Here is a 21,749-nt window from a genome sequence, read left to right as displayed (position 1 = left end):
CCAGGTACCGCCCCCGCGAAGCCTCCAGGAGGGCCGCTCATGGACACCCCCGAAGCCGATGGAATCACCCGCCGCCACGCCCTGACCGTGGCGGGCGGAGTCCTCGCGGGCGCGACCCTCGCCGCGCAGGCCTTCCCCGCGTACGGCGCCACGCAGGACGCCGACGCGATCGTCGTCGGCCACGGACTCGCCGGACTCGTCGCCACCGCCGAACTCGTCGCGGCCGGACGCAAGGTGCTCCTCCTCGACCAGGAACCCGAGGCGAGCATCGGCGGCCAGGCGTTCTGGTCCTTCGGCGGACTGTTCTTCGTCAACTCCGACGAACAGCGCCTGATGGGCGTCAAGGACACCTACGACCTCGCCTGGCAGGACTGGCAGGGCACGGCCGGCTTCGACCGGGGCGTCGACGACCCCAAGGGCCAGGACCACTGGGCATACCAGTGGGCCAAGGCGTACGTCGAGTTCGCGTCCGGCGAGAAGCGGTCCTGGCTCTCCGGGCTCGGCGTCCAGTGGTTCCCGATCGTCGGCTGGGCGGAGCGCGGCGGCGGTCTCGCCACCGGACACGGCAATTCCGTACCCCGCTTCCACGTCACCTGGGGCACCGGGCCGGCGGTCGTCGAGCCGTTCGAGAAGAAGGTGCGGGCCGGGGTCGCCGACAACAAGGTGACCTTCAAGTTCCGGCACCGCGTGGACGAGATCGTCACCACCGGGGGAGTCGTCACCGGCGTCCGCGGGGCCGTCCTGGAGCCCAGCAGCGTGGCCCGCGGCAAGCCCAGCTCCCGCACGGTCGTCGGCGACTTCGAGCTGCGCGCCCCGGTCGTCGTCGTCACCTCGGGCGGCATCGGCGCCAACCACGACCTGGTCCGGCAGAACTGGCCCGCCCGGCTGGGGACCCCGCCGAAGTACATGGCCACGGGCGTTCCCGCGCACGTCGACGGCCGCATGCTGGGCATCACCGAGAAGGCCGGCGGGCGCATCGTCAACCCCGACCGCATGTGGCACTACACCGAGGGCCTGCGCAACTACGACCCGATCTGGCCCGGCCACGGCATCCGCATCCTCCCCGGCCCGTCCTCGATGTGGTTCGACGCGACGGGCAAGCGGTTCAACACGCCCGACATCCCCGGCTACGACACCCTGCACACCCTCAAGACCATCACCGACTCGGGCTACGACTACTCCTGGTTCGTCACGACCCAGAAGATCATCGCCAAGGAGTTCGCGCTCTCCGGTTCCGAACAGAACCCCGACCTCACCAACAAGAACGTCTGGCAGCTGCTGTCCCGGATCTGGCAGACCCCGGAGCCGATCGAGAAGTTCAAGAACAAGGGCGAGGACTTCGTCGTCGCCACCACGCTCACCGACCTCGTCGCCGGCATGAACAAGCTGACCGGCACCTCGCTCATCGACCTCGCCGACCTCAAGCGGCAGATCGAGGCCCGGGACCGGGAGATCGACAACGCGTACACCAAGGACGTCCAGGTCATGGGCATCCGCAACGCCCTCAACTACACCGGCGACTCACTCAGCCGGACGGCCGCCATCCACCGGATCCTCGACTCGAGCGCGGGCCCGCTGATCGCCGTACGCCTCAACGTCCTCACCCGCAAGACCCTCGGCGGTCTCCAGACCGACCTCTCCGGCCGGGTCCTGAACGCGGCCGGGAACCCCGTGCCCGGTCTGTACGCGGCCGGAGAGGTCGCCGGCTTCGGCGGCGGCGGAATCCACGGCTACCGCTCCCTGGAGGGCACGTTCCTCGGCGGCTGCCTGTTCTCCGGACGCCAGGCGGGACGGGCCGCCGCGGCGGCGACGGCGACCTGACCGGGCATCGAATGTAGTGGGGCACGGTCCGATCGAGCGAGACATGGGCCGAGTGGCCCGACTCACATGGCCAACCCGGTCACGCACCGACACGATGGTCCTCGTCACCGCCAGGCTGAAGGGGTCCCGGATGTTCCGCAAGGTGCTGGTCGCCAACCGTGGCGAGATCGCGATCCGTGCGTTTCGCGCCGGCTATGAGCTGGGCGCGCGCACGGTCGCGGTCTTCCCCTACGAGGACCGCAACTCACTCCACCGGCAGAAGGCCGACGAGGCCTACGAGATCGGCGAGCAGGGGCACCCGGTGCGCGCCTACCTCTCCGTCGAGGAGATCGTCGGCGCCGCGCGCCGGGCGGGCGCCGACGCCGTCTACCCGGGCTACGGGTTCCTCTCCGAGAACCCCGAACTCGCGCGTGCCTGCGAGGAGGCGGGCATCACGTTCGTCGGCCCCGACGCGCGCATCCTCGAACTGACGGGGAACAAGGCGAGCGCGGTGGCGGCGGCCCGCGCGGCCGGCGTGCCCGTCCTCGGCTCGTCCGAGCCCTCCAACGACATCGACGAACTGGTCCGGGCCGCCGAGGAGATCGGCTTCCCCCTGTTCGTCAAGGCGGTCGCCGGCGGCGGCGGACGGGGCATGCGCCGCGTCGAGGACCCGGCCGTGCTGCGCGAGTCCATCGAGGCGGCGTCCCGCGAGGCCGCGTCCGCGTTCGGCGACCCGACCGTCTTCCTGGAGAAGGCCGTCGTCGACCCGCGCCACATCGAGGTGCAGATCCTCGCCGACGGCGAGGGCGACGTCATCCACCTCTTCGAGCGCGACTGTTCGGTCCAGCGCCGTCACCAGAAGGTGATCGAGCTGGCTCCCGCGCCCAACCTCGACCCCGGGCTGCGCGACCGGATCTGCGCCGACGCCGTGCGCTTCGCCCGCGAGATCGGCTACCGCAACGCCGGTACCGTCGAGTTCCTCCTCGACCCCGCGGGCAACCACGTCTTCATCGAGATGAACCCGCGCATCCAGGTCGAGCACACGGTGACCGAGGAGGTCACCGACGTCGACCTCGTCCAGGCCCAGCTGCGCATCGCCGCCGGCGAGACCCTGGCCGACCTCGGCCTGTCCCAGGACACGGTCACCCTGCACGGCGCCGCCCTCCAGTGCCGGATCACCACCGAGGACCCCGCCAACGGCTTCCGCCCCGACACCGGCCGCATCAGCGCCTACCGCTCGCCCGGCGGGTCCGGCATCCGTCTCGACGGCGGTACCACCCACGCCGGTACGGAGATCAGCGCGCACTTCGACTCGATGCTGGTCAAACTGACCTGCCGGGGCCGGGACTTCGAGACCGCGATCAAGCGGGCCCGGCGTGCCGTGGCCGAGTTCCGCATCCGGGGCGTGTCCACCAACATCCCGTTCCTCCAGGCCGTCCTGGACGACCCGGACTTCCAGGGCGGGCGCGTCACGACGTCGTTCATCGAACAGCGCCCGCACCTGCTCACCGCGCGCTCCTCGGCCGACCGCGGCACCAAGCTGCTGACCTACCTCGCCGACGTCACGGTGAACAAGCCGCACGGTGAGCGGCCCGAGCTGGTCGACCCGGTCACCAAGCTGCCGCCGGTGCCCGACACCGAGCCGCCCGCGGGCTCCCGTCAGCGCCTGGTCCACCTCGGGCCCGAGGGCTTCGCCCGACAGCTGCGCGAGTCGCCGACCATCGGCGTCACCGACACCACCTTCCGCGACGCCCACCAGTCGCTGCTGGCCACCCGCGTCCGCACCAAGGACCTCCTCGCCTCGGCCCCGCTGGTCGCCCGGACCCTGCCCGAGCTGCTGTCCCTGGAGTGCTGGGGCGGCGCCACCTACGACGTCGCCCTGCGCTTCCTCGCCGAGGACCCGTGGGAGCGGCTGGCCGCCCTGCGCGAGGCCGTCCCCAACATCTGCCTCCAGATGCTGCTGCGCGGCCGCAACACCGTCGGCTACACGCCCTACCCGACCGAGGTGACCGACGCCTTCGTCCAGGAGGCCGCCGCCACCGGCATCGACATCTTCCGCATCTTCGACGCGCTCAACGACGTCGGCCAGATGCGGCCCGCCATCGACGCCGTACGGGAGACGGGGACGGCCGTCGCCGAGGTCGCCCTCTGCTACACCTCCGACCTGTCCGACCCGAACGAGCGGCTCTACACCCTCGACTACTACCTCCGGCTGGCCGAGCAGATCGTCGACGCGGGCGCCCATGTGCTGGCCGTCAAGGACATGGCGGGCCTGCTGCGGGCCCCGGCCGCCGCGAAGCTCGTGTCGGCGCTGCGCCGCGAGTTCGACCTGCCGGTGCACCTGCACACCCACGACACCGCGGGCGGCCAGCTCGCCACCTACCTGGCGGCGATCCAGGCCGGCGCGGACGCCGTCGACGGCGCCGTGGCCTCCATGGCGGGCACGACCTCGCAGCCCTCGCTGTCGGCGATCGTCGCCGCGACCGACCACTCCGAGCGGCCCACCGGCCTCGACCTCCAGGCCGTCGGCGACCTGGAGCCTTACTGGGAGGGCGTCCGCAGGATCTACGCCCCCTTCGAGGCGGGCCTGGCCTCCCCGACCGGACGCGTCTACCACCACGAGATCCCCGGCGGACAGCTCTCCAACCTGCGCACCCAGGCCGTCGCGCTCGGCCTCGGGGACCGCTTCGAGGACATCGAGGCGATGTACGCCGCCGCCGACCGCATCCTCGGCCATCTGGTGAAGGTCACCCCGTCCTCCAAGGTGGTCGGCGACCTCGCCCTGCACCTGGTCGGCGCCGGAGTGTCCCCGCACGACTTCGAGGCGTCGCCCGACCGCTACGACATCCCCGACTCCGTCATCGGCTTCCTGCGCGGCGAACTCGGCACCCCGCCCGGCGGCTGGCCCGAGCCGTTCCGCAGCAAGGCGCTGCAGGGCCGCGGGCAGGCCAAGCCCGTCCAGGACCTGACCACCGAGGACCGCGAGGGCCTGGAGAAGTCCCGCCGCAGCACCCTCAACCGGCTGCTCTTCCCCGGCCCGACCCGCGACTTCGAGACGCACCGCCAGGCCTACGGCGACACCAGCGTGCTCGACAGCAAGGACTTCTTCTACGGTCTGCGGCCGAGCAAGGAGTACGCCGTCGACCTCGAGCCGGGCGTCCGGCTCCTGATCGAGCTCCAGGCCGTCGGTGAGGCCGACGAGCGCGGTCTGCGCACCGTGATGTCGTCCCTGAACGGCCAACTGCGGCCCATCCAGGTGCGGGACAACGCGGCGGCCTCCGACGTACCGGTGACCGAGAAGGCCGACCGCGCCAACCCCGGGCATGTCGCCGCGCCGTTCGCGGGCGTGGTCACGCTTGCGGTCGCCGAGGGCGACGAGGTGGAGGCCGGCGCGACGATCGCCACCATCGAGGCCATGAAGATGGAGGCCACGATCACGGCTCCGAAGGCGGGCACGGTGTCGCGGCTGGCCATCAACCGGATCCAGCAGGTGGAGGGCGGCGACCTGCTGGTCGAGGTGGGCTGAGGTCACGGGCCGCGGACGGTCACTCGCCCGCGGCCACGTACCGGTCGTCCGGGCCGTCCGCGTCCTCCCGGCCCGACAGGTCCACCTTCACGCCGTAGGGCTCCAGAGACCGCCGTATCCGCTCCGCCATCGCGTCGGACAGATAGTGGTGGTGCAGGTCCAGCTCCTGGAGATGCACCAGCGGCTGACCGCTCAGCAGTGCAGCGGCACCCGTGTCGGACAGGGTGCCGCGGCCCAGGTGCAGGGCGGTCAGCCGGGCCACCACGGGTGCCGCGGCGACGGCGGCGGCCACCTCGTCCTGGATGTCGCCGTTCTGCAGACCCAGCCGGCGCAGGGCGGGCAGCCCGGAGCCGTCCAGGATCGGCGCGAGGTCGGCCACGGTGGTGGAGCGGCCGTACGACTCCGTGCCCAGCCACAGGTCCAGGTGCTCCAGCGCGGGCAGGTCCGAGGCGGCGAGCCCGTGCACCACCTCGGCGGGCAGCCCGCCGTTCTCGAAGCGCAGGACGCGCAGACCCTCGTGGCGCAACGGCGTGAACTCCAGCCCCGGACCGCCGCCGAAACCACCGCCCGAACCGCGCACGGCGAGCTCCTCCAGCCCGGGGTAGGCGGCGAGGAACGGGCTGACGTCGCCCTGGACGATCCAGGAGAGCTCGCACTCCTCGAACTCGAGGTCGGCGAGGTAGAGCGCCCGCAGGCCGGTCAGCCGGTCCGCCGCCCCGGCGAGGCGCTCCACGACCTCGTCGCAGCAGTCGCCGACGTCCAGCTCGCTGCCGTAGGCGCCCGCCCCGAGGACCAGGGCGCGCACCCGCGAGGGGTCCACGGTGTCCAGGAACCGGGTCCAGCACGCGTCGAAGTCCTCCGGGTCGCCGTCCTGCCGGACGAGCTTCCAGGCCACGGACTCCGCTTCGGGGAGGTCCCGGGCGCTCTCCCCGGGCAGGGGGAAGACGAACACCGGCAGGCCGTGCAGTTCCGAGATGTGCGCCAGCGTCATGGGCGGGTACCTCCGTGAGCGGTGCGTGAGCGGACGGTGGCCGGGAACGCGCCCCGGCCCGTGCGGCGTACTTTCTACCAACTCCCGCCGACAGTCCCGCGCGGGGCGCTGCCCGCGAGGGCAGCGGGTCTGCCCTCGCGTCCGGTGACGTGCGCCGGGTCACCCGCTAGCGTCCGTCCGTGAACAACTGCACTTTCCCGCAGCGGCCGTTGACCCGTCGTCCGGAGTCCGCCGCGTGAGCGACGAGCCCGCTGTCGAGACCCCTCCGCACGAGGCCGCCACCACCTTCGCGGTTCCCACTCCGCGGGCCTCCGTCGCCGAAGCTCCCGACGCCGAAGCCCCAGTCGCCGAAGCCTCCGTCGCCGAAGCGCCGCCCGCGGAAGTACCCGCCCCGCGCCCCCGTCGGCGCGGGCCCGGCCCCTTCACTCTCCTGGTGCTGCCGGGCCTGGTCACCCTCACCACGGTCGCCGGGTTCCTCGCCCTGACCGGCGGACTCCCCGACGACTGGAGCGCCGGGGGGAGCACCTCGCAGGACGACGCCCCCGCCGGTGTCGACGCGAGCTACGGCCCCTGGCTGCGCAAGTCCGCCGACGCCTGCACCGTCGTCACCGCGTCCGCCCTCGCCGCGCAGATCGAGCAGCTCACCGGCTGGAGCAACGACAGCGCCACCACCTCCGGCGCGCAGGGCATCGCCGCCTTCACCGCTGCCGGCTGGAAGACCTGGGGCAAGGACGACGACGGCAACGGCCGCTCCTCACCGGCCGATCCGGCCGACGCCATCATGGCCCTCGGCCGCCAGGACTGTTCCCTTGCCCAGGAGGTCACCGGACTCAGAACCGACGGCACCGTCAACGGGGACCTCGTCGACCTCACCCTCGCCGCCTACGCGGTCGGCACGGACGCCGTGACGAAGGCGGGAGGCGTCCCCGCCTCGGCACAGACCTACCTCAGCGAGGTCAAGGCCCTGTTCGCGAAGTACGAGGCCTTCGACCGGGAGGACACGAGCGGCGGTGGGGTCCTGGCCGACGCGATCCTGGCGCCGCCCGTCACCACCCTCACCATCACCTCCCCCTACGGCTCCCGCCAGCACCCCCTCACCGGCGTCACCAAACTCCACACCGGCGTGGACTTCGGCGCACCGCAGGGCGCCCAGGTCTCCGCCGCCCGCGCGGGCACGGTCGTCTTCGCCGCCATGACCACGGCCTACGGCAACCGGGTCGTCGTCGACCACGGCACGATCGAGGGCAAACGGCTCCAGACGACGTACAGCCACCTGTCCGCCATCGGCGTCACCGTGGGACAGACCGTGCAGACCGGGACCCCGCTGGGGCGGGTCGGCTCCACCGGCCTGTCCACCGGCCCCCATCTGCACTTCGAGGTGATCTACGACGGCTACTACGCCGACCCCCAGCCCTGGCTGGCGCTGAACGGCTGACGGCACCTCACGAGGGCCGGTGCCGCGGCCGGTTCAGAGCGCGAGGCGGCCGGCGACCGACCGGGCGACCTCGGTGTGGGAGAGGTACTCCACGATGCTGTGGGCCCGGTCGCGCGCGTTGACGACGGCGAGGTCGGTCAGGCCGTCCGCCCAGTCGTCGGCCAGCGGGCAACCGATGGAGACCGCGTCGTCGGGGCACCACACGTTGAACCAGTCCGCGACCGTGTCGGGACGCTTGGGCCCGCCCACGAGGAGCCTGCTGTACACACTGTCCAGGCCGAGAGGGCTGCCGGCCGTGGTCAGATGGACGACGCTCACCCCCGGGGGCAGCCGTGTGGCGAGGTCCAGGCCGACGACCGTGCCCAGGCTGTGGCTGACGAGGACCACCTCGCCCGAGTCCGGCACCGCCTCGAGCACACAGTTCAGGACCTCGTCACGGACGGGCCGGGCGTCGTCGAGGTACGCGGCCACGTCACGGAAGATCAGGGCGATGGCCCACGCGTCGAGGTCGCTCCTGGCGGCCAGCCAGCTCAGCCTCTTCTGGAGGGCGCCGACGAGGTCGCCCGGACCGAAGCCCTCGGTGGCCGGTTGCCGCTCCTCGGGCATGTTCCACTTCACGGCCGCCTCGCCGATGATCTCCTCGTACACCGCGCGGGCGGACGGAGCGGAGGGCGCGACCACCTCCGCCGCCGTGGCGGTCGGCGCCTCCACCAGGCGCGGGACGGCCTCGTGCGCGGTGAGGGCCTGCGCCAGCCTGTCGCCGTAGTAGGGGAACCAGACGTCCGCCGGGTCGACGGGAGGAAGCCCGGCCCGCACGAGTCCCTGGCTGAGCCCGGCCGCCCATGCGCGGCGCAGCTTCTCGGGGTCCTTGCCCTCCTGGGAACGACCGTGCAGGAAGACCAGGTGCCGGTCGCCGCCGAACGCGCCGTCCCGGGCCCGCAGGCCCGCCCGCGCGGCGGCCCGCTCGGGAGCCGACGGCGGCGCGGCGACGACGACGGGTGCCGGGGCGGGAGCGGCGGCGGCCCGCCCCTGGGCCAGACCTGCCTCGGTGCCCAGGTCGTCCAGCGGCGACGGCGACGGGGAGGTGCGCGGCAGCGCGGCGAGGTGCTTCAGGATCGAACTGACGCGCACGCCCTCGTTGGCCACCCAGTCGATGGCGTCCTCGCCGTCCCCGGGGCGCCAGACCTGCCCGTCCCGGCGCAGGACGCGGCCCTTGTCGTCCGTCCTGGGCACCCCGCTGTGATGGAGCGCGACGACCTCCCACTGGTCGTTGAAGACCGGGGATCCGGAGTTTCCGGGCTCGGTGTCCGTCATGTAGTGGAGGAAGTCGTCGAGACGCGTCTGGAGCATGTTGTCGCGTACGGCGATCTCCTTCAGGCGGCCCATCGGGTGGCCGATGACGTTGACGGGCTCGCCGATCACCACTTTCCCCGTCTGGGCGCTGAGCCGGTTCCAGCCGAACGTCTCCCCGGGGGGCCGCCCGTCCGGGCCGGAGGCGACGAACACCAGCGCGAAGTCGAGGCGTTCGTCCGCCGTGAAGAAGGCGTCGGGGTCGAGCTCCAGCCGTGTCGGTGCCTGAGGGGTGTTGTCGACGGTGACCTGGGCGTCGAACTCGACGAAGCACTGCCGGGAGGCGTCCGCGTCGGTGAGGACATGATGGTTGGTCATCAGCAGGCTCGGCGAGACGAGGAAGCCGGTGCCGAGCGGCAGTTCACGGCCGTTCTCCCGGACCGAGATCCGGGCGACGGTACGTGCGGCCCGGCTGCCGCGCGGCAGGAAGCTCCAGGCCTGGAGCTCCTTGGACACCCCGAGGATGCGCTCGTACGCCGCGGTCGCGGCCAGCGGCTCCGCGCGGACGGCCTCCACCACCATGGCGGGGGACACCGCGTGCCGTTCGAGCAGCCGGGCCGCGCGGGCCGCGAGTGCCTCCTCGGAGTCGGGGAAGGCGACGCCCGCGTCCTGCTGCCGCTCGACCGCGCGCCGCTCGTCGCCGGCCGCTCCGTACCGTGCGGCGGCCGCCGCCACCTGGCGCTCCCGCTCGCCGCGGGACCTGTCCGTCGCAGCCATGTCAGTCCACCGTCCTTCCGGCGGTGCGCCACGGCACGAACGCGTTCGTCAGGCCCGCGAGCGCCGGCCGCAGCTCCGGGTGGTGGCGCAGCAGCACCGTGATCATGCTGTTGTCGTCGATCCAGGCCATACCGGCCTTGGAGTACACCTCGGGCGTGTAGTACTCGGTGAAGAAGCGATCGCTGTTCAGCCGGCGCGAGGCCATCAGGACGAAGATGCGGAACGCCGTGTCGCTGAAGGCGAATCCGGCCGGCAGCCGCTCCGCGTACAGCCCGACCATGAGATCGACCTTCTCGACGTCCCCGTCGTAGAGCCGCTCGATCTGCTCCGCCCACTGCGGATCGTCCGTCAGCTCCGCGAAGGTCTTCGCCGGCTTCAGCCGCAGCAGGCGCCGGAACTCGTTGTAGCGAGGGACGCCCAGTTCACGGGAGCGCAGGATGTCGGTGGCGGCGAGGTCCTGAAGACGGCCGTCGGGACGCTCGAACTCCTGGAGGAACCGGGGGAAGTTGTGCAGGGTGACCAGTCCGGGATGCAGGGTGCCGAAGCTGTAGAGCAGATCGGCCGTCCCGGTGGTCTCCAGGACCTTCAGCGCACCGGGGCCCGAGATGTCACGGAGGGTGCAGTGCCGCAGGGTGGCGTCGTCGGCGGCGGAGCGCAGGTGCCATTCGTCACGGATCAGCGGGTGCATGCGGTAGACGGCGACGAATTCCTCGGTGAGGGAGTACGGGACGCCGTAGTGGTCCGTCCTGCCCCCGGGGATACCGCTGAGGACCTCGCTGCCGCTGATCCGGCCGAAGAGATCGTGGACGCGTTCGCCCGCGAGGCCCCACCAGTTGGCGCGCAGGGCCGTGACGGTGGTGGGGTGGCTGATCACGGCCGGGGTCCACTCCACGGTGTGGATCTTGGCGAGCAGCGCGGCGTTGACCAGGCGGGCGCGCTGGAACAACTCCTCGTCGCCCCAGGACGGGTAGGCGCCGTGCAGGTGGTCGCAGATCGCGTTGTGCTCCCGGGCGAACAGGTGCTGCATCATCGCCAGACCCAGCCAGAAGCCGGGCACCCGCGAGGGGTCGCGGGAGGGGTCCGAGGGGAACGGGGACTGCTCGTCGTCCCACAGGTGCAGCTTGCCCAGCGCGCCGGTGCGCATCAGGCGTTGCTCGGACGCGTTCGATCCGTAGAGCTGCGAGGCGTCCCACCAGTGGGAGGAGACGTTCACGCGGGTGTCGGGCGTGCCGGCCGGTGCCGCGGGGTCGCGCGTCGGGTCGTCCGGTGTCCGCATGATCCGCATGGGCTGTTCCGGCCACGGGTCGTCGTCCGTGAGGGGGAGTTCCCAGGGCCGCTCCACGGGGCTCGTACCGTGGCTGAACCAGTCGCGGACCATGAACTGGAGCCAGGCGGCGACCAGGGAGTTGACCGACTCCGCCGGAATCAGCCCGTCCCGGGTGAGCAGCGCGCGGCTGACTTCGCGGGGGTTGGGCCGCGCCAGGACGTCCTCGGGTCCGGCCGGGGCGATCCGGTCCAGCGGGATGTTCCGGCCGAAGCGGGTGCCCGCCATGCCCATCCGAGGCTCGCCGAGGTCGTTGTGGCTGCCGTCGGCTGTCCGGTTGACCTTGTGGCTCTCGGACGGCGGCGCCGCACCGGGGAGGTCGACCGAGGGCACGGAGCCGGTGTCGTGGAGATTCCTCTGCCGGAGCCCGACGCGCAGCCCGAGGAGGGTCAGCAGACCGGGCAGGACGGGCAGCCTGTCCCAGCTGACGCGCCGGTCGACGTACTGGGCCCCGCCGGTGACGATCCGCCAGGGCAGGGACGTACGGTATCCGGCCGCGGGACGCCGTGCGGCGCGTCGTCGCTCGCTCATCACGTTGCTCCTGTTCCTGCACGTGGACGGCGCACGCCCTCGCGCGGACGACGGGCGAGGGCGAGAGGCGAGGGGCCAGAGGCGGGGGCGGGGCGGAGAAACGAAGGAGTCGTCGCGGACCGCCGGTCATGTCCGCCAGGCCCGACTCGGGTGATGTGAGCGTCGGTTGCCCGTCCGCCCTCGCCGTACGCCTTCGCGGAGGAGTGCCCGCATCGGGGGAGAGCGGGAGGGCCCGCGGCGGAAGACGGCTATAACGTCAATTGTCCGATGTCCCTCGAGGGCGGGCAACTCGATCACCCGGAATCGGCAAGGGCGTCGACGCGCACCCCCCACCCCGTCGGCCTAGTGTGGGAAGAGGGGTGACTCTTCGTCCGGGCCGACATGGAGGAGAACCGTGATGAGCAAGGTCGCCACCAACACCTTCCAGACGTATCGAGCGGTCGCCAGTTTCGAGCGGGCCAGGGAAATAGCCCGCACATCGTCACCGTTCACCATCGAGATCCGCTTCCTCGGCGGACTGACGGCCAATCAGCAGGACGCCTTCGCCGCGGCGGCCGACCGTTGGGCCAAGGTCATCGTCGGGGACCTGGACACCGCGCTCGTGGGCGGCGACATCATCGACGATCTGCTCATCGAGGCCGAAGGGGTCACCATCGACGGCCCCGGCCGTGTGCTGGGGATGGCCGGTCCCACCGACTTCCGCGACGACTCCGCGCAGTTCGGGGCGTTTCTGCCGGCGAAGGGCGTGATGAGGTTCGACTCCGCCGATCTCAGTCAGATGGAAGCGGACGGCACGCTCGTCGACGTGATCACGCACGAAATGGGACACGTCCTGGGCATCGGCACCCTCTGGACGGCGTTCGGCCTCCTCAAGGGCGCCGGCAGCTCGAACCCCACCTTCGTCGGTGCCCTCGCGACGGCCGAATTCGCCGCGCTCCTCGGCGAGGAGGACCCTGCCCCCGTACCGGTCGCCAACTTCGGCGGACCCGGTACGCAGGACAGCCACTGGCGTGAGGCGGTCTTCGTCAACGAACTCATGTCGCCGTTCATCTCCGGAGCCGGCAACCCACTGAGCCGGATGACCGCGGCGAGCCTCGGAGACCTCGGCTACCAGGTCGACCTCGACGGTGCCGAACCCTACACACTGCCGAACCTGCTCCAGATCGCCAGGGAAGGCGCCCTCGTGCCGCACACGGCGCCACTCGGTGACGGCATGATGCTTCCGGTGGTGCCGACGCGGCTTCCCGCCGCGACACCGTAGGCGGACCGCCCCCGAAGAGGCCGTCCGGGTGCGGACCGGGGCCGCGCGGTCTCACCGCAGGACGGCCTCCCAGGTGTCCACGGCGTAGTGCAGGACCATTCCGTGACGCGCGTACAGCCCGGGCGCGCCGGTCGCGTTGGAGGTGTCCACACCGAGCCCGACGGTGTCCCGGCCCCGGGCGGCGAAGGCCGCGAAGGCGTGCCGCAGCAGCAGCCCGGCCAGCCCGCGGCCCCGGGCCTCGCGCAGCACACCGATGCTGCGGATCCACCCCATCGCCGCACGGTCGTCGCGGGCCATAAGGAACCCGGCGTCCCCGAACTCGTCCGTGCCCGCGATCCACACGAGGGACCAGTCGAGCCCCGCCGCGTCGACGTCGTGCAGCCACTGCTCGTAGCCGCGCGGCTGGAAGTCGAAGTGCTCGGCGAAGGCGGACCGGTAGAGCTCGTGGACGCGGGCCCGGTCCGCCTCGGTGGCGCAGGACCGCAGCCGCACCCCGGCGGGCGGCGCCGGCGGCCGGTCCCCGGCCCGGTCCACGGGCCGGCGCAGCACGTGGTACCGCCGGACGACGGACCAGCCGCGGGCCCGGAGCAGCGCGAGGTCGAGCGTGGGCGCCGCGTTGAGATGCAGATGCACCACGGCCCGCCCGGCCCCGTTCTCCCGTGCCTTCTCCAGCGCCCGGGCCTCCATCGCGGCCAGGACGAGCTGCCCCGCCTCCTGCCGGTCGGGCAGGACGTAGTGGTCGATGTCGACGCGCTCGCCGCCCGACTCGTCCCACAGCAGCCCGTAGGCGACCAGCCGGTCGCCGTCGAAGGCGAGCCAGGAATCCCGCTCCAGATCCGTCTCGGGATGCTTCAGATCGGCCTCGACGGTGTGCAGGTCCGTCTCGGGCCGGCCGATCTCGACGAGGTCGATCTCGTTGAGCAGACCGGTGACGGCCGGCGCGTCGGCGAGGGCGGCGGGACGCAGGAGAGAGGACATGGCGCCAGGGTCCGGGGGACGTGGCGTGGCCGCAACGCAATTACACGTTGCGAAAGGTGCAGCCATGAGCCCTGTATGCGCCCCCGCGCGCCTGGGCAGAATCCGTTCTGCCATTGATCATGCGGGTGAGTGCCACGGGGACACACGATGACACCGTGTCACGCACCACGAACTTCCAGGGAAGGCAGGTCGGTTGTCGTGCAGTTGCGTCTTCCCTCCTCCATATCCGAAGCCCAGCGGTGTCTGGCCGAGGGAGCGGTACCGATAGGAGGCGCCACGCTCGTGTGGGCGGGCTGGCAGCGGGACGGCTTCCCCGAGCAGGCCGTGTCGCTGCGCAACGTGCCGGAGGCCGGCACGGTCGGCCCCGAGGAACTCGGCGGGGCCGTGCTGCTCAGCCAGGTCGACGCGACGGTGCCCGAGGCGCTGCACCGGGCGGCCTCCGGCGTGGGCACGGGCGCGGTGCGCCGGGCCGCCACGGTCGGCGGCAACATCGTCGGCAGTACCCTGCGCTGTCTGCTCCCGGCGGCCCTGGCCCTCGACGCCCGGGCCACCGTCCTGGGAGCCGACAGCGTGTACGACACCGATCTGACCGAGCTGCTGGTGAAGCGTCACGTGCTGCTCGCCCTGCGCTGGCGCGCACCCCTGGTCAGCGGCTACCGCAAGCTGGCGGGAGAGGCGGGCGGCCCGCCGCCCCTCGTCGTCGCCGCCGCGGTGCACGCCGACGGCGACACCCCCCGTGACCTGCGGGTGGCCGTACGCGACGGCTACGAGGTGTTCAGCGAGAGCACGCCGTACGACCCGGACCTCGAACAGGTCCTGCACGCCCTGGCGGGCACCGACCTGGGCGCCCTCCCCACCGCCGCCCGGGACGCGGTCCGCTCCCAGATCACCGACGTACTGGTCCGCGCCGCCGAAGGCTGAGGCCCGGCCGCGCGGCTCTCCGGCTCACGTCTCCCGCTCGGGCGCGTACACCTCCGCCGCCAGGCCGAAGGTCCAGGCGACCCCCTCCCGCGCCGTACGGGTCGCCGGCGGCACCCGCAGCCAGTAGGTGCGTCGCGTCCCGTCCGGCTCCGGTGTGGAGTTCAGGACCTCCACCATGACGACGGGCTCGTCGTCCGGCAGGTCTATGCGCCACAGGGTGCCCGTCTCGTCGCGGTGGACGTGACGCGCCCCGGAGTCCGCTAGATAGCGGTCGTAGCCGTAGTACTCCAGCATCACCCGGCGCAGTTCGGCGTTCTCCTCGGACCTGATCCGGTCCGGGGTGAGCGCCGGCAGTCCGGCGAGGAACTCGGCCGGGACCGGCATGCCGCGCCAGGCGTGCAGGGCGAAGCCGTCGGGGTACGCCAGTGCCGGACCGTCCCCGTGGTCGAGCCGGCCCGCCTCGTCGCGGTGCAGGGCCACGGGACGCTCGCACACCACCGCCACCCGCGCGAACGGCCACCACCAGCCGGCGTGGCGGCTCACCGCGGCCAGCCCCGCGAGCGGGCCCCGGTCCGTCGGGAACGCGGCGAGCCACGGCGCGTCGTGCTGACCGAGCACGGCGTCCAGCAGTACGAGCCGGATCTCCGCGGCCTCCTTCCCCGTGTCCCCGCCGGCCAGCTCCTCCAGCACCCCGGCGCGGATCCGGTCGACGAGGGCCTGCGTCGGCTCCCACAGGAGCCCACCGGTCGCCGCCCAGTGCGCCGCCCAGCCCGCCGCGCCCAACCGCGTGTGGAGCCGCTGCCGTTCGCCGGCCCATGGAGCGCTGCGGACCGCCTCGCGCACACCCGCGCCCTTGTCCGCCAGCTCCCGGACCAGCGTGACGGCCGCCCGCGGCGAAGCGGCCCACACCACGCGTTCCGGTTCCGGTAGACCGGCCTGCCGGTAGGCCCGGCGCACGCCGTCCTCGGCGGCCGCGCGGTCGGCGGGCACGGCCGCCGCGGCACAGGCGCGCCAGCCACGCACGTCCTCGAAGGACGTCCCCTCCACCGCCGTGTCCGCTTCCGCCCCGGGCACTGCCCCGGCGAGATCCGTCGTCGTCATCCGCCCCTCCGTCACCTCGGTCACCTTCCGCTCAGTCCGCGACGATCCGCACGGATCCGGGCACGTACTCCCGCTGCCGGATCACCCGGTACCAGCCCTTCGGCAACGCGATCGCCGCGTGCTCCTCGTGGACCACCCGGCCGCCCTGGGGAAGGTGCAGCAGCAGCGGACCGAACGGCCCGGGCTCCCGCACCAGATCCCCCGGGCCCACCACCGCGTGGGCGTGCCCGGTGACCTCGCCCAGCGCCAGCACGAGCCGGCCCCGCGCGTCCCGCCGTTCCTTCGGCGCGACCGCCACGTGCGGCGGCACCGCGGCCTCCGCGACGGGCACGATCAGCACGTCTCCCTGCCGGTACATGGCTCTCCCCTTCCCGCCGGACGCTTCGCGCACCGGCCTCATGCCGAAGACGGTACGGACCACCACTGACAACGCCCCGCGCCGATGTCCCGGGCCGGTGCTCCGAACCGAGGCCCCGCCTACAGGTGTTGTCAGTGCCTGTTGGTAGAACTGCGGACACATCACGGACCGCGCATCTTTTTTCCCCGGGGAGCAGCCGCATGACCGTCACCGACCACCTGAACGCGCTGTACCGGCTGCCCGCCCACACCTTCCCGGGCCCGGGCGGCAGGACCGACGACCTGCCCGACCCGGAGGCCTTCGCCTGGCGCGTCACCAGCGACGTCTACGACGCCGACGAGGACTGGACCAAGGCGTTCGCCCGCTTCTGCTCCGCCGTCGACACCACCCGCGTGCGGGCCCTGATCGTCGGCGCCTGGCAGGAGGCGTACGACACGGACGCCTCCGACGTCATCGAGGCGCTGGTGGCCGCCCGGGACCGCTTCCCCGCGCTGCGGGCGGTGTTCCTCGGCGACATGGTGGGGGAGGAGTGCGAGATCTCCTGGATCAACCAGACCGATGTCACCCCGGTCCTGGCCGCGTTCCCCGCGCTGGAGGAGCTCGGCGTGCGCGGCGGGTCCGGGCTGGTCTTCCCCGCGGTGAGCCACCGCGCGCTGCGCAGGCTCGTGATCGAGACGGGCGGACTGCCCGCGGAGGTCGTGCGCGGGGTCGGCGGCAGCGACCTGCCCGAGCTGGTCCACCTCGACCTGTGGCTCGGCACCCCCGAGTACGGCGGCGACAGCGAGATCGCCGACCTGGAGCCGATCCTGTCCGGCGCCCGGCTGCCGAACCTGCGTCACCTCGCCCTGCGCAACAGCGAGATCCAGGACGCCGTGGCCGCGGCCGTGGCGTCCGCGCCCGTGGTGGCCCGTCTGGAGGTGCTGGACCTCTCCATGGGCGTGCTGACCGACGAGGGCGCGGCCGCCCTGCTCGGCGGCCAGCCGCTCACCCACCTCAAGAAGCTCGACCTGCACTACCACTACCTGAGCGAGGCCCTCCAGGAGCGCGTCCGGCGGACCGTGGAGACCGCGGGCGTCGAGGTGGACCTCGACCGCGACGACGCCGAGGAGGACTCGGACGACGACGGCACGCCGTGGCGCTATGTCGCCGTCGGGGAGTGAGCACAGCACTCATGGGTCACCGTCCCTCCTCCCTCGACGAGCCGCGCCCGGAGCGCGCGTCCGCGCCGCGCCTGGCGGTGGTCGGCAACCCGGAGAACCGTCGGGTCGCCCTCTTCGAGGACGCGGTACGCGCGGCCGGCCTGCCGGCCCCGCGTGTCGTGCCGTGGGCGGACGTACTGCGCGACGGCGGCGCCGACTTCGCCGCCGAGGAGATCGTCCGCCTGGACTCACCCGGCGAGAACCCCGAGGTCGACCGACTGCTGCGCGGTGCCGGCGACCCGACGCGGGTCGAGGGCTCGGGCCGCTGGTACGCCCGCTTCACCACCGCGGTACGCGGCCTGCGCGGCGGCGTCCGCCTCGACGACCCGGACGAGCTCGCGGTGCTGTTCGACAAGCGGCTCTGCCATGCCGTCCTCGAAGCGGCGGGCGTCCCGGTGCCCGCCTCTCCCACCTCGGGCCCGCGGGGCGCGCCGGTACGGGGCTGGGACGACGTACGCGCGGCGATGCGCGAGCACCGGATGCCCCGGCTCTTCGTGAAACCCGCGCACGGATCGTCCGCCTCGGGCGTCCTCGCCGTCGAGTCGGGCGGCGGCGGCCGGATCAGGGCCACCACCTCCGTGGAACTCGCCGCCGACGGCCGGCTGTACAACTCCCTCAGGGTGCGCCGCTACGAGCGCGAGCAGGACATCGCGGCCGTCGTCGACGCGCTCGCCCCGGACGGACTGCACCTCGAGCGCTGGCTGCCGAAGGCCGCCCAGGACGGCCGGGCCGCCGACCTCCGGGTCGTCGTCGTGGCCGGTCGCGCCACCCACGCGGTGGTCCGCACCAGCCGCTCGCCCCTGACCAACCTCCATCTCGGCGGCCGTCGGGGCGACCTGGACTCGGTCCGGGCGGCCGTCGAGGCGGCGGGCGCCCGCTGGAGCGACCTGCTGGACGTGTGCGAGCGGGCCGCGGCCTGCTTCCCGCGCACCCTGTGCGTCGGTGTCGACCTGCTGCCGGCCGTCGGCTGGGGCCGGGCCGCGATCGGCGAGGTCAACGCCTTCGGCGACCTGCTGCCCCGGCTCACCGGCCTGCCCGGCAGCGGCGCGGAGGGCCTCGACACCTACGCGGCCCAGGTGGCCGCCGCCCGGGGCGACCTCGCCCGGTACAGAACAGGAACACCACATGCCTGAGCCCGACATGAACGAGGTGGTGGGCAGCCACGACCTGCTGCTCGTCACCCTCGACACCCTGCGCCACGACGTCGCCGCCGAGCTGGCGGCCGCGGGCCGCATCCCTCATCTGGCCCGCCACCTCCCCGGCGGCCGCTGGGAGGAGCGGCACGCGCCGGGCAGCTTCACCTACGCCTCCCACCAGGCGATCTTCGCGGGCTTCCTGCCGACCCCGGCCGCCCCCGGACCGCATCCGCGCCTGTTCGCGGCGAGCTTCGCGGGCAGCGAGACCACCGCGGGCGGAACCTACGTCTACGACACCCCCGACCTCGTCGCGGGCCTCGCCGAGGACGGGTACCACACCGTGTGCATCGGGGGAGTGGGCTTCTTCAACAAGCAGGGCCCGCTGGGCTCGGTGCTGCCCGGCCTGTTCCACGAGTCCCACTGGGCACCGGAGTTCGGCGTCACCTCACCCGAGTCCTTCGAGAACCAGGTCGCCCGCGCCGAGGACGTCGTACGCGGACTGCCGCACGAGCAGCGGCTGTTCCTCTTCGTCAACGTGTCCGCCCTGCACCAGCCGAACTGGTTCCACCTGCCCGGCGCGACCCGCGAGACCGGCGACAGCCGGGAGACGCACGCCGCCGCCCTGGAGTACGTGGACCGGCACATCGGGCGGCTGTTCGCCGCCGCGAGCAGCAGGCGCCGCTGCTTCGCGATCGTCTGTTCCGACCACGGCACCGCCTACGGCGACGACGGCTACACCGGCCACCGCCTCGGCCACGAGTCCGTGTGGACGGTGCCGTACGCACACTTCTTCCTCGACCCCGCACCCCGTGACCCGTCAACCCGTCCGACGGAGGCCGGCCGATGACCACCGCAGAGCCGGTCACCCGCACCAGCCCGTACCAGCACTACGTCTACGCGTACCCGCACAAGACGGCCTACCGTCCACTGCCCGACCGCCCGTCCCTGAAAGCCCTCTGGGCGGCCGAACCCAAGGACACGCTCTCCCTCTACCTGCACATACCGTTCTGCGAGGTCCGCTGCGGCTTCTGCAACCTCTTCACCCGCATCGGCGCCCCCGACGGACTGACCGGCGCCTACCTCGACGCCCTGGAACGGCAGGCGAGAGCCGTACGGGAGGCGCTGGGGGACACGGACGAGATCCGCTTCGCCACGGCCGCCTTCGGCGGCGGCACCCCCACCTTCCTCACCGCCGCCGAACTGGACCGGCTCTGCGACATCGCCGAGCACCGCATGGGCGCCGACCTCCGCGCGGTCCCGCTGTCGGTGGAGGCCTCGCCCGCCACGGCCACCGCCGACCGCCTCGCCGTCCTGGCCGGCCGCGGCGCCACCCGACTGAGCCTGGGCGTCCAGAGCTTCGTCGACTCCGAGGCCAGGGCCGCCGTACGCCCGCAGCGCCGCGCCGACGTCGAGACGGCCCTCGCCCGCGTCCGCGACACCGTCATCCCGGTCCTCAACATCGACCTCATCTACGGCATCGACGGCCAGACCGAGCGGACCTGGCGGCACTCCCTGGACGCGGCCCTGGCCTGGCGGCCCGAGGAGCTCTACCTCTACCCGCTCTACGTCCGTCCCCTGACCGGCCTCGACCGCCGCGGGCCCGGCCGGACCGCGGGACCCGACCCGGCCTGGGACGAGCAGCGGCTGCGGCTGTACCGCGCGGGCCGCGACCACCTCCTCGCGCACGGCTACACCCAGCAGTCCATGCGCATGTTCCGCCGCACCGACGCCCCGCCGCAGGGCACGGACGACTACGCCTGCCAGACCGACGGCATGATCGGCCTCGGCTGCGGCGCCCGCTCCTACACGGCAGGACTGCACTACTCCTTCGACTACGCCGTCGGCATGCACCAGATCCGGGGCATCATCGACGACTACGTCGCCACCGAGGCGTCCGACTTCGCCCACGCCGGGGTCGGCCACCCCATGGACCCCCACGAGGCGCGCCGCCGCCACCTCCTCCAGTCGCTCCTCCAGGCCGAGGGCCTGCGCCTCGACGACTACCGGGCCCGCTTCGGCGGCACGCCCGCCGACGACTTCGGCCCCGAGCTCGAACGCTTCGCCGACCGCGGCTGGCTGACCGACACGGACCCGACGACCCTCAGGCTCACCCCCGAGGGGCTCGCCCACTCCGACGCCATCGGCCCGGAGCTGTTCTCCCCGGCGGTGCGGGCCGCCATGACCGCCTACGAGCGGAAGTGAGCCGGCCGCCATGGATCTGACCCTGCTCTACCGCGGGCCGCTCGCCTCCTGCGACTACGACTGCCCCTACTGCCCGTTCGCCAAGCGACGCGACAGCACGGAACAACTGCGCGCCGACCGCGCCGCCCTCGAACGGTTCGCGAAGTGGGCCGCGGACCGCACCGACGACCGGCTCTCGCTGCTCTTCACGCCCTGGGGAGAGGGCCTGGTCCGCTCCTGGTACCGGCGCACCCTCGCCGACCTCTCCCGCCTCCCGCACATCCGCCGGGTCGCCATCCAGACCAACCTCAGCTGCCGCACCGACTGGCTCGCCGAGGCCGACCCCGACACGCTGGCCCTGTGGTGCACCTACCACCCGGGCCAGACACCGTACGACCGCTTCCTCACCAAGTGCCGCGACCTGTCGGAGCGGGGCATCCGCTTCAGCGTCGGCGTCGTCGGACTGCCCGAGCACCTCGACGCCGCCCGGCGGCTGCGCGCCGACCTGCCCGCGCACGTCTACCTGTGGATCAACGCCGCCGAGGGCCGCACCTACGAGGACGCCGAGGCCGACCGGTGGACCGCCCTCGACCCGCTCTTCCCGTACAGCCGCCACCCGCACACCAGCGCCGGCCTGCCCTGCCGCACCGGCGAATCGGTGATCTCGGTCGACGGCGAGGGCACCGTCCGGCGCTGCCACTTCGTCCCCGCCGAACTCGGCAACCTCTACGACGGCTCGTACCGCGCCGCCCTGCGCCCCCGCCCCTGCCCACTCGCCGTCTGCGACTGCCACATCGGCTATGTCCACCTCGAGACCCTGCCGCTGTACGACGTCTTCGCGGGCGGGGTCCTGGAGCGGATCCCGGCACCCGCCCCCGCACAGCGCTCCGCCCGCATCACGACGATCGCGATGCGGGCGGAAACCGCTGACTGACGGGAC

Annotated in this window: 16 protein-coding genes; 10 read left to right on the top strand and 6 right to left on the bottom strand. The window is 72.8% G+C overall.

From position 1 onward, the window contains the following. The first annotated feature begins 39 nt into the window (after positions 1–39). Together ABT070_RS37515 and ABT070_RS37510 are read left to right on the top strand one after the other, a co-directional pair. Positions 40–1,821 (top strand): FAD-binding dehydrogenase, encoded by a 1,782-nt coding sequence (locus ABT070_RS37515; RefSeq protein WP_351767388.1) that lies wholly within the window; start codon positions 40–42, stop codon positions 1,819–1,821. 130 nt (positions 1,822–1,951) lie between these two features. Continuing rightward, complete coding sequence (locus tag ABT070_RS37510; RefSeq protein ID WP_351767387.1) at positions 1,952–5,326, top strand: pyruvate carboxylase; 3,375 nt, start codon at positions 1,952–1,954, stop codon at positions 5,324–5,326. 19 nt (positions 5,327–5,345) lie between these two features. On the opposite strand, the gene ABT070_RS37505 is transcribed toward ABT070_RS37510, so the two are convergent. After that, a complete protein-coding gene (locus tag ABT070_RS37505) occupies positions 5,346–6,317 on the bottom strand; it encodes an STM4015 family protein (protein WP_351767385.1) in 972 nt (323 codons plus the stop codon). A 235-nt stretch (positions 6,318–6,552) separates the two neighbouring features. Between ABT070_RS37505 and ABT070_RS37500 the strand changes: the two genes are divergently transcribed. Then, complete coding sequence (locus tag ABT070_RS37500; RefSeq protein WP_351767384.1) at positions 6,553–7,752, top strand: M23 family metallopeptidase; 1,200 nt, start codon at positions 6,553–6,555, stop codon at positions 7,750–7,752. A 33-nt stretch (positions 7,753–7,785) separates the two neighbouring features. Here the strand turns inward: ABT070_RS37500 and ABT070_RS37495 are convergent, their stop codons facing one another. Together ABT070_RS37495 and ABT070_RS37490 are read right to left on the bottom strand one after the other, a co-directional pair. Beyond that, positions 7,786–9,819 (bottom strand): trypsin-like serine peptidase, encoded by a 2,034-nt coding sequence (locus ABT070_RS37495; protein WP_351767383.1) that lies wholly within the window; start codon positions 9,817–9,819, stop codon positions 7,786–7,788. Position 9,820: 1 nt separating this feature from the next. After that, on the bottom strand, positions 9,821–11,674 hold the full coding sequence (locus tag ABT070_RS37490) for a peroxidase family protein (protein ID WP_351767382.1): 1,854 nt from the start codon (positions 11,672–11,674) through the stop codon (positions 9,821–9,823). A 397-nt stretch (positions 11,675–12,071) separates the two neighbouring features. On the opposite strand from ABT070_RS37490, the gene ABT070_RS37485 reads away from it, so the two are divergent. Continuing rightward, the gene (locus ABT070_RS37485; RefSeq protein WP_351767381.1) at positions 12,072–12,935 is read left to right on the top strand and encodes a leishmanolysin-related zinc metalloendopeptidase; all 864 of its coding nucleotides are present in this window, start codon (positions 12,072–12,074) and stop codon (positions 12,933–12,935) included. A gap of 51 nt (positions 12,936–12,986) precedes the next feature. On the opposite strand, the gene ABT070_RS37480 is transcribed toward ABT070_RS37485, so the two are convergent. Then, entirely contained in the window at positions 12,987–13,913 is a 927-nt protein-coding gene (locus ABT070_RS37480) for a GNAT family N-acetyltransferase (RefSeq protein ID WP_351767380.1), read from the bottom strand. Positions 13,914–14,111: 198 nt separating this feature from the next. On the opposite strand from ABT070_RS37480, the gene ABT070_RS37475 reads away from it, so the two are divergent. Continuing rightward, positions 14,112–14,834 (top strand): FAD binding domain-containing protein, encoded by a 723-nt coding sequence (locus tag ABT070_RS37475; RefSeq protein ID WP_351767379.1) that lies wholly within the window; start codon positions 14,112–14,114, stop codon positions 14,832–14,834. 24 nt (positions 14,835–14,858) lie between these two features. Here ABT070_RS37475 and ABT070_RS37470 read toward each other — a convergent pair whose 3' ends face one another. Then, the gene (locus tag ABT070_RS37470) at positions 14,859–15,935 is read right to left on the bottom strand and encodes a DUF6745 domain-containing protein (RefSeq protein ID WP_351767378.1); all 1,077 of its coding nucleotides are present in this window, start codon (positions 15,933–15,935) and stop codon (positions 14,859–14,861) included. A 31-nt stretch (positions 15,936–15,966) separates the two neighbouring features. Continuing rightward, positions 15,967–16,293 carry a DUF8820 family protein gene (locus tag ABT070_RS37465; RefSeq protein WP_351767377.1) on the bottom strand — a complete coding sequence of 109 codons (327 nt, stop codon included), beginning with the start codon at positions 16,291–16,293 and terminating at the stop codon, positions 15,967–15,969. Between the two features lie 200 nt (positions 16,294–16,493). Here ABT070_RS37465 and ABT070_RS37460 point away from each other — a divergent pair, with 200 nt between their 5' ends. The 5 genes from ABT070_RS37460 to ABT070_RS37440 are packed head-to-tail and all read left to right on the top strand — an operon-like array spanning position 16,494 to position 21,743. Continuing rightward, positions 16,494–17,453, top strand: coding sequence for an STM4015 family protein (locus tag ABT070_RS37460; RefSeq protein WP_351767376.1), 960 nt, complete (start codon positions 16,494–16,496; stop codon positions 17,451–17,453). An 11-nt stretch (positions 17,454–17,464) separates the two neighbouring features. After that, the gene (locus ABT070_RS37455) at positions 17,465–18,625 is read left to right on the top strand and encodes an STM4014 family protein (protein ID WP_351767433.1); all 1,161 of its coding nucleotides are present in this window, start codon (positions 17,465–17,467) and stop codon (positions 18,623–18,625) included. A gap of 7 nt (positions 18,626–18,632) precedes the next feature. Continuing rightward, entirely contained in the window at positions 18,633–19,475 is an 843-nt protein-coding gene (locus ABT070_RS37450; RefSeq protein ID WP_351767432.1) for an STM4013/SEN3800 family hydrolase, read from the top strand. Next, on the top strand, positions 19,472–20,830 hold the full coding sequence (locus ABT070_RS37445) for an STM4012 family radical SAM protein (protein ID WP_351767375.1): 1,359 nt from the start codon (positions 19,472–19,474) through the stop codon (positions 20,828–20,830). The genes ABT070_RS37450 and ABT070_RS37445 overlap by 4 nt, the downstream gene beginning before the upstream one ends. Positions 20,831–20,840: 10 nt before the next feature. Beyond that, on the top strand, positions 20,841–21,743 hold the full coding sequence (locus ABT070_RS37440) for an STM4011 family radical SAM protein (protein ID WP_351767374.1): 903 nt from the start codon (positions 20,841–20,843) through the stop codon (positions 21,741–21,743). Positions 21,744–21,749 lie beyond the last annotated feature (6 nt).

The sequence above is a fragment of the Streptomyces sp. NPDC002884 genome (genome assembly GCF_040295245.1).
GTDB lineage: Bacteria > Actinomycetota > Actinomycetes > Streptomycetales > Streptomycetaceae > Streptomyces.
This window is presented reverse-complemented; position numbering and strand designations above follow the sequence as displayed.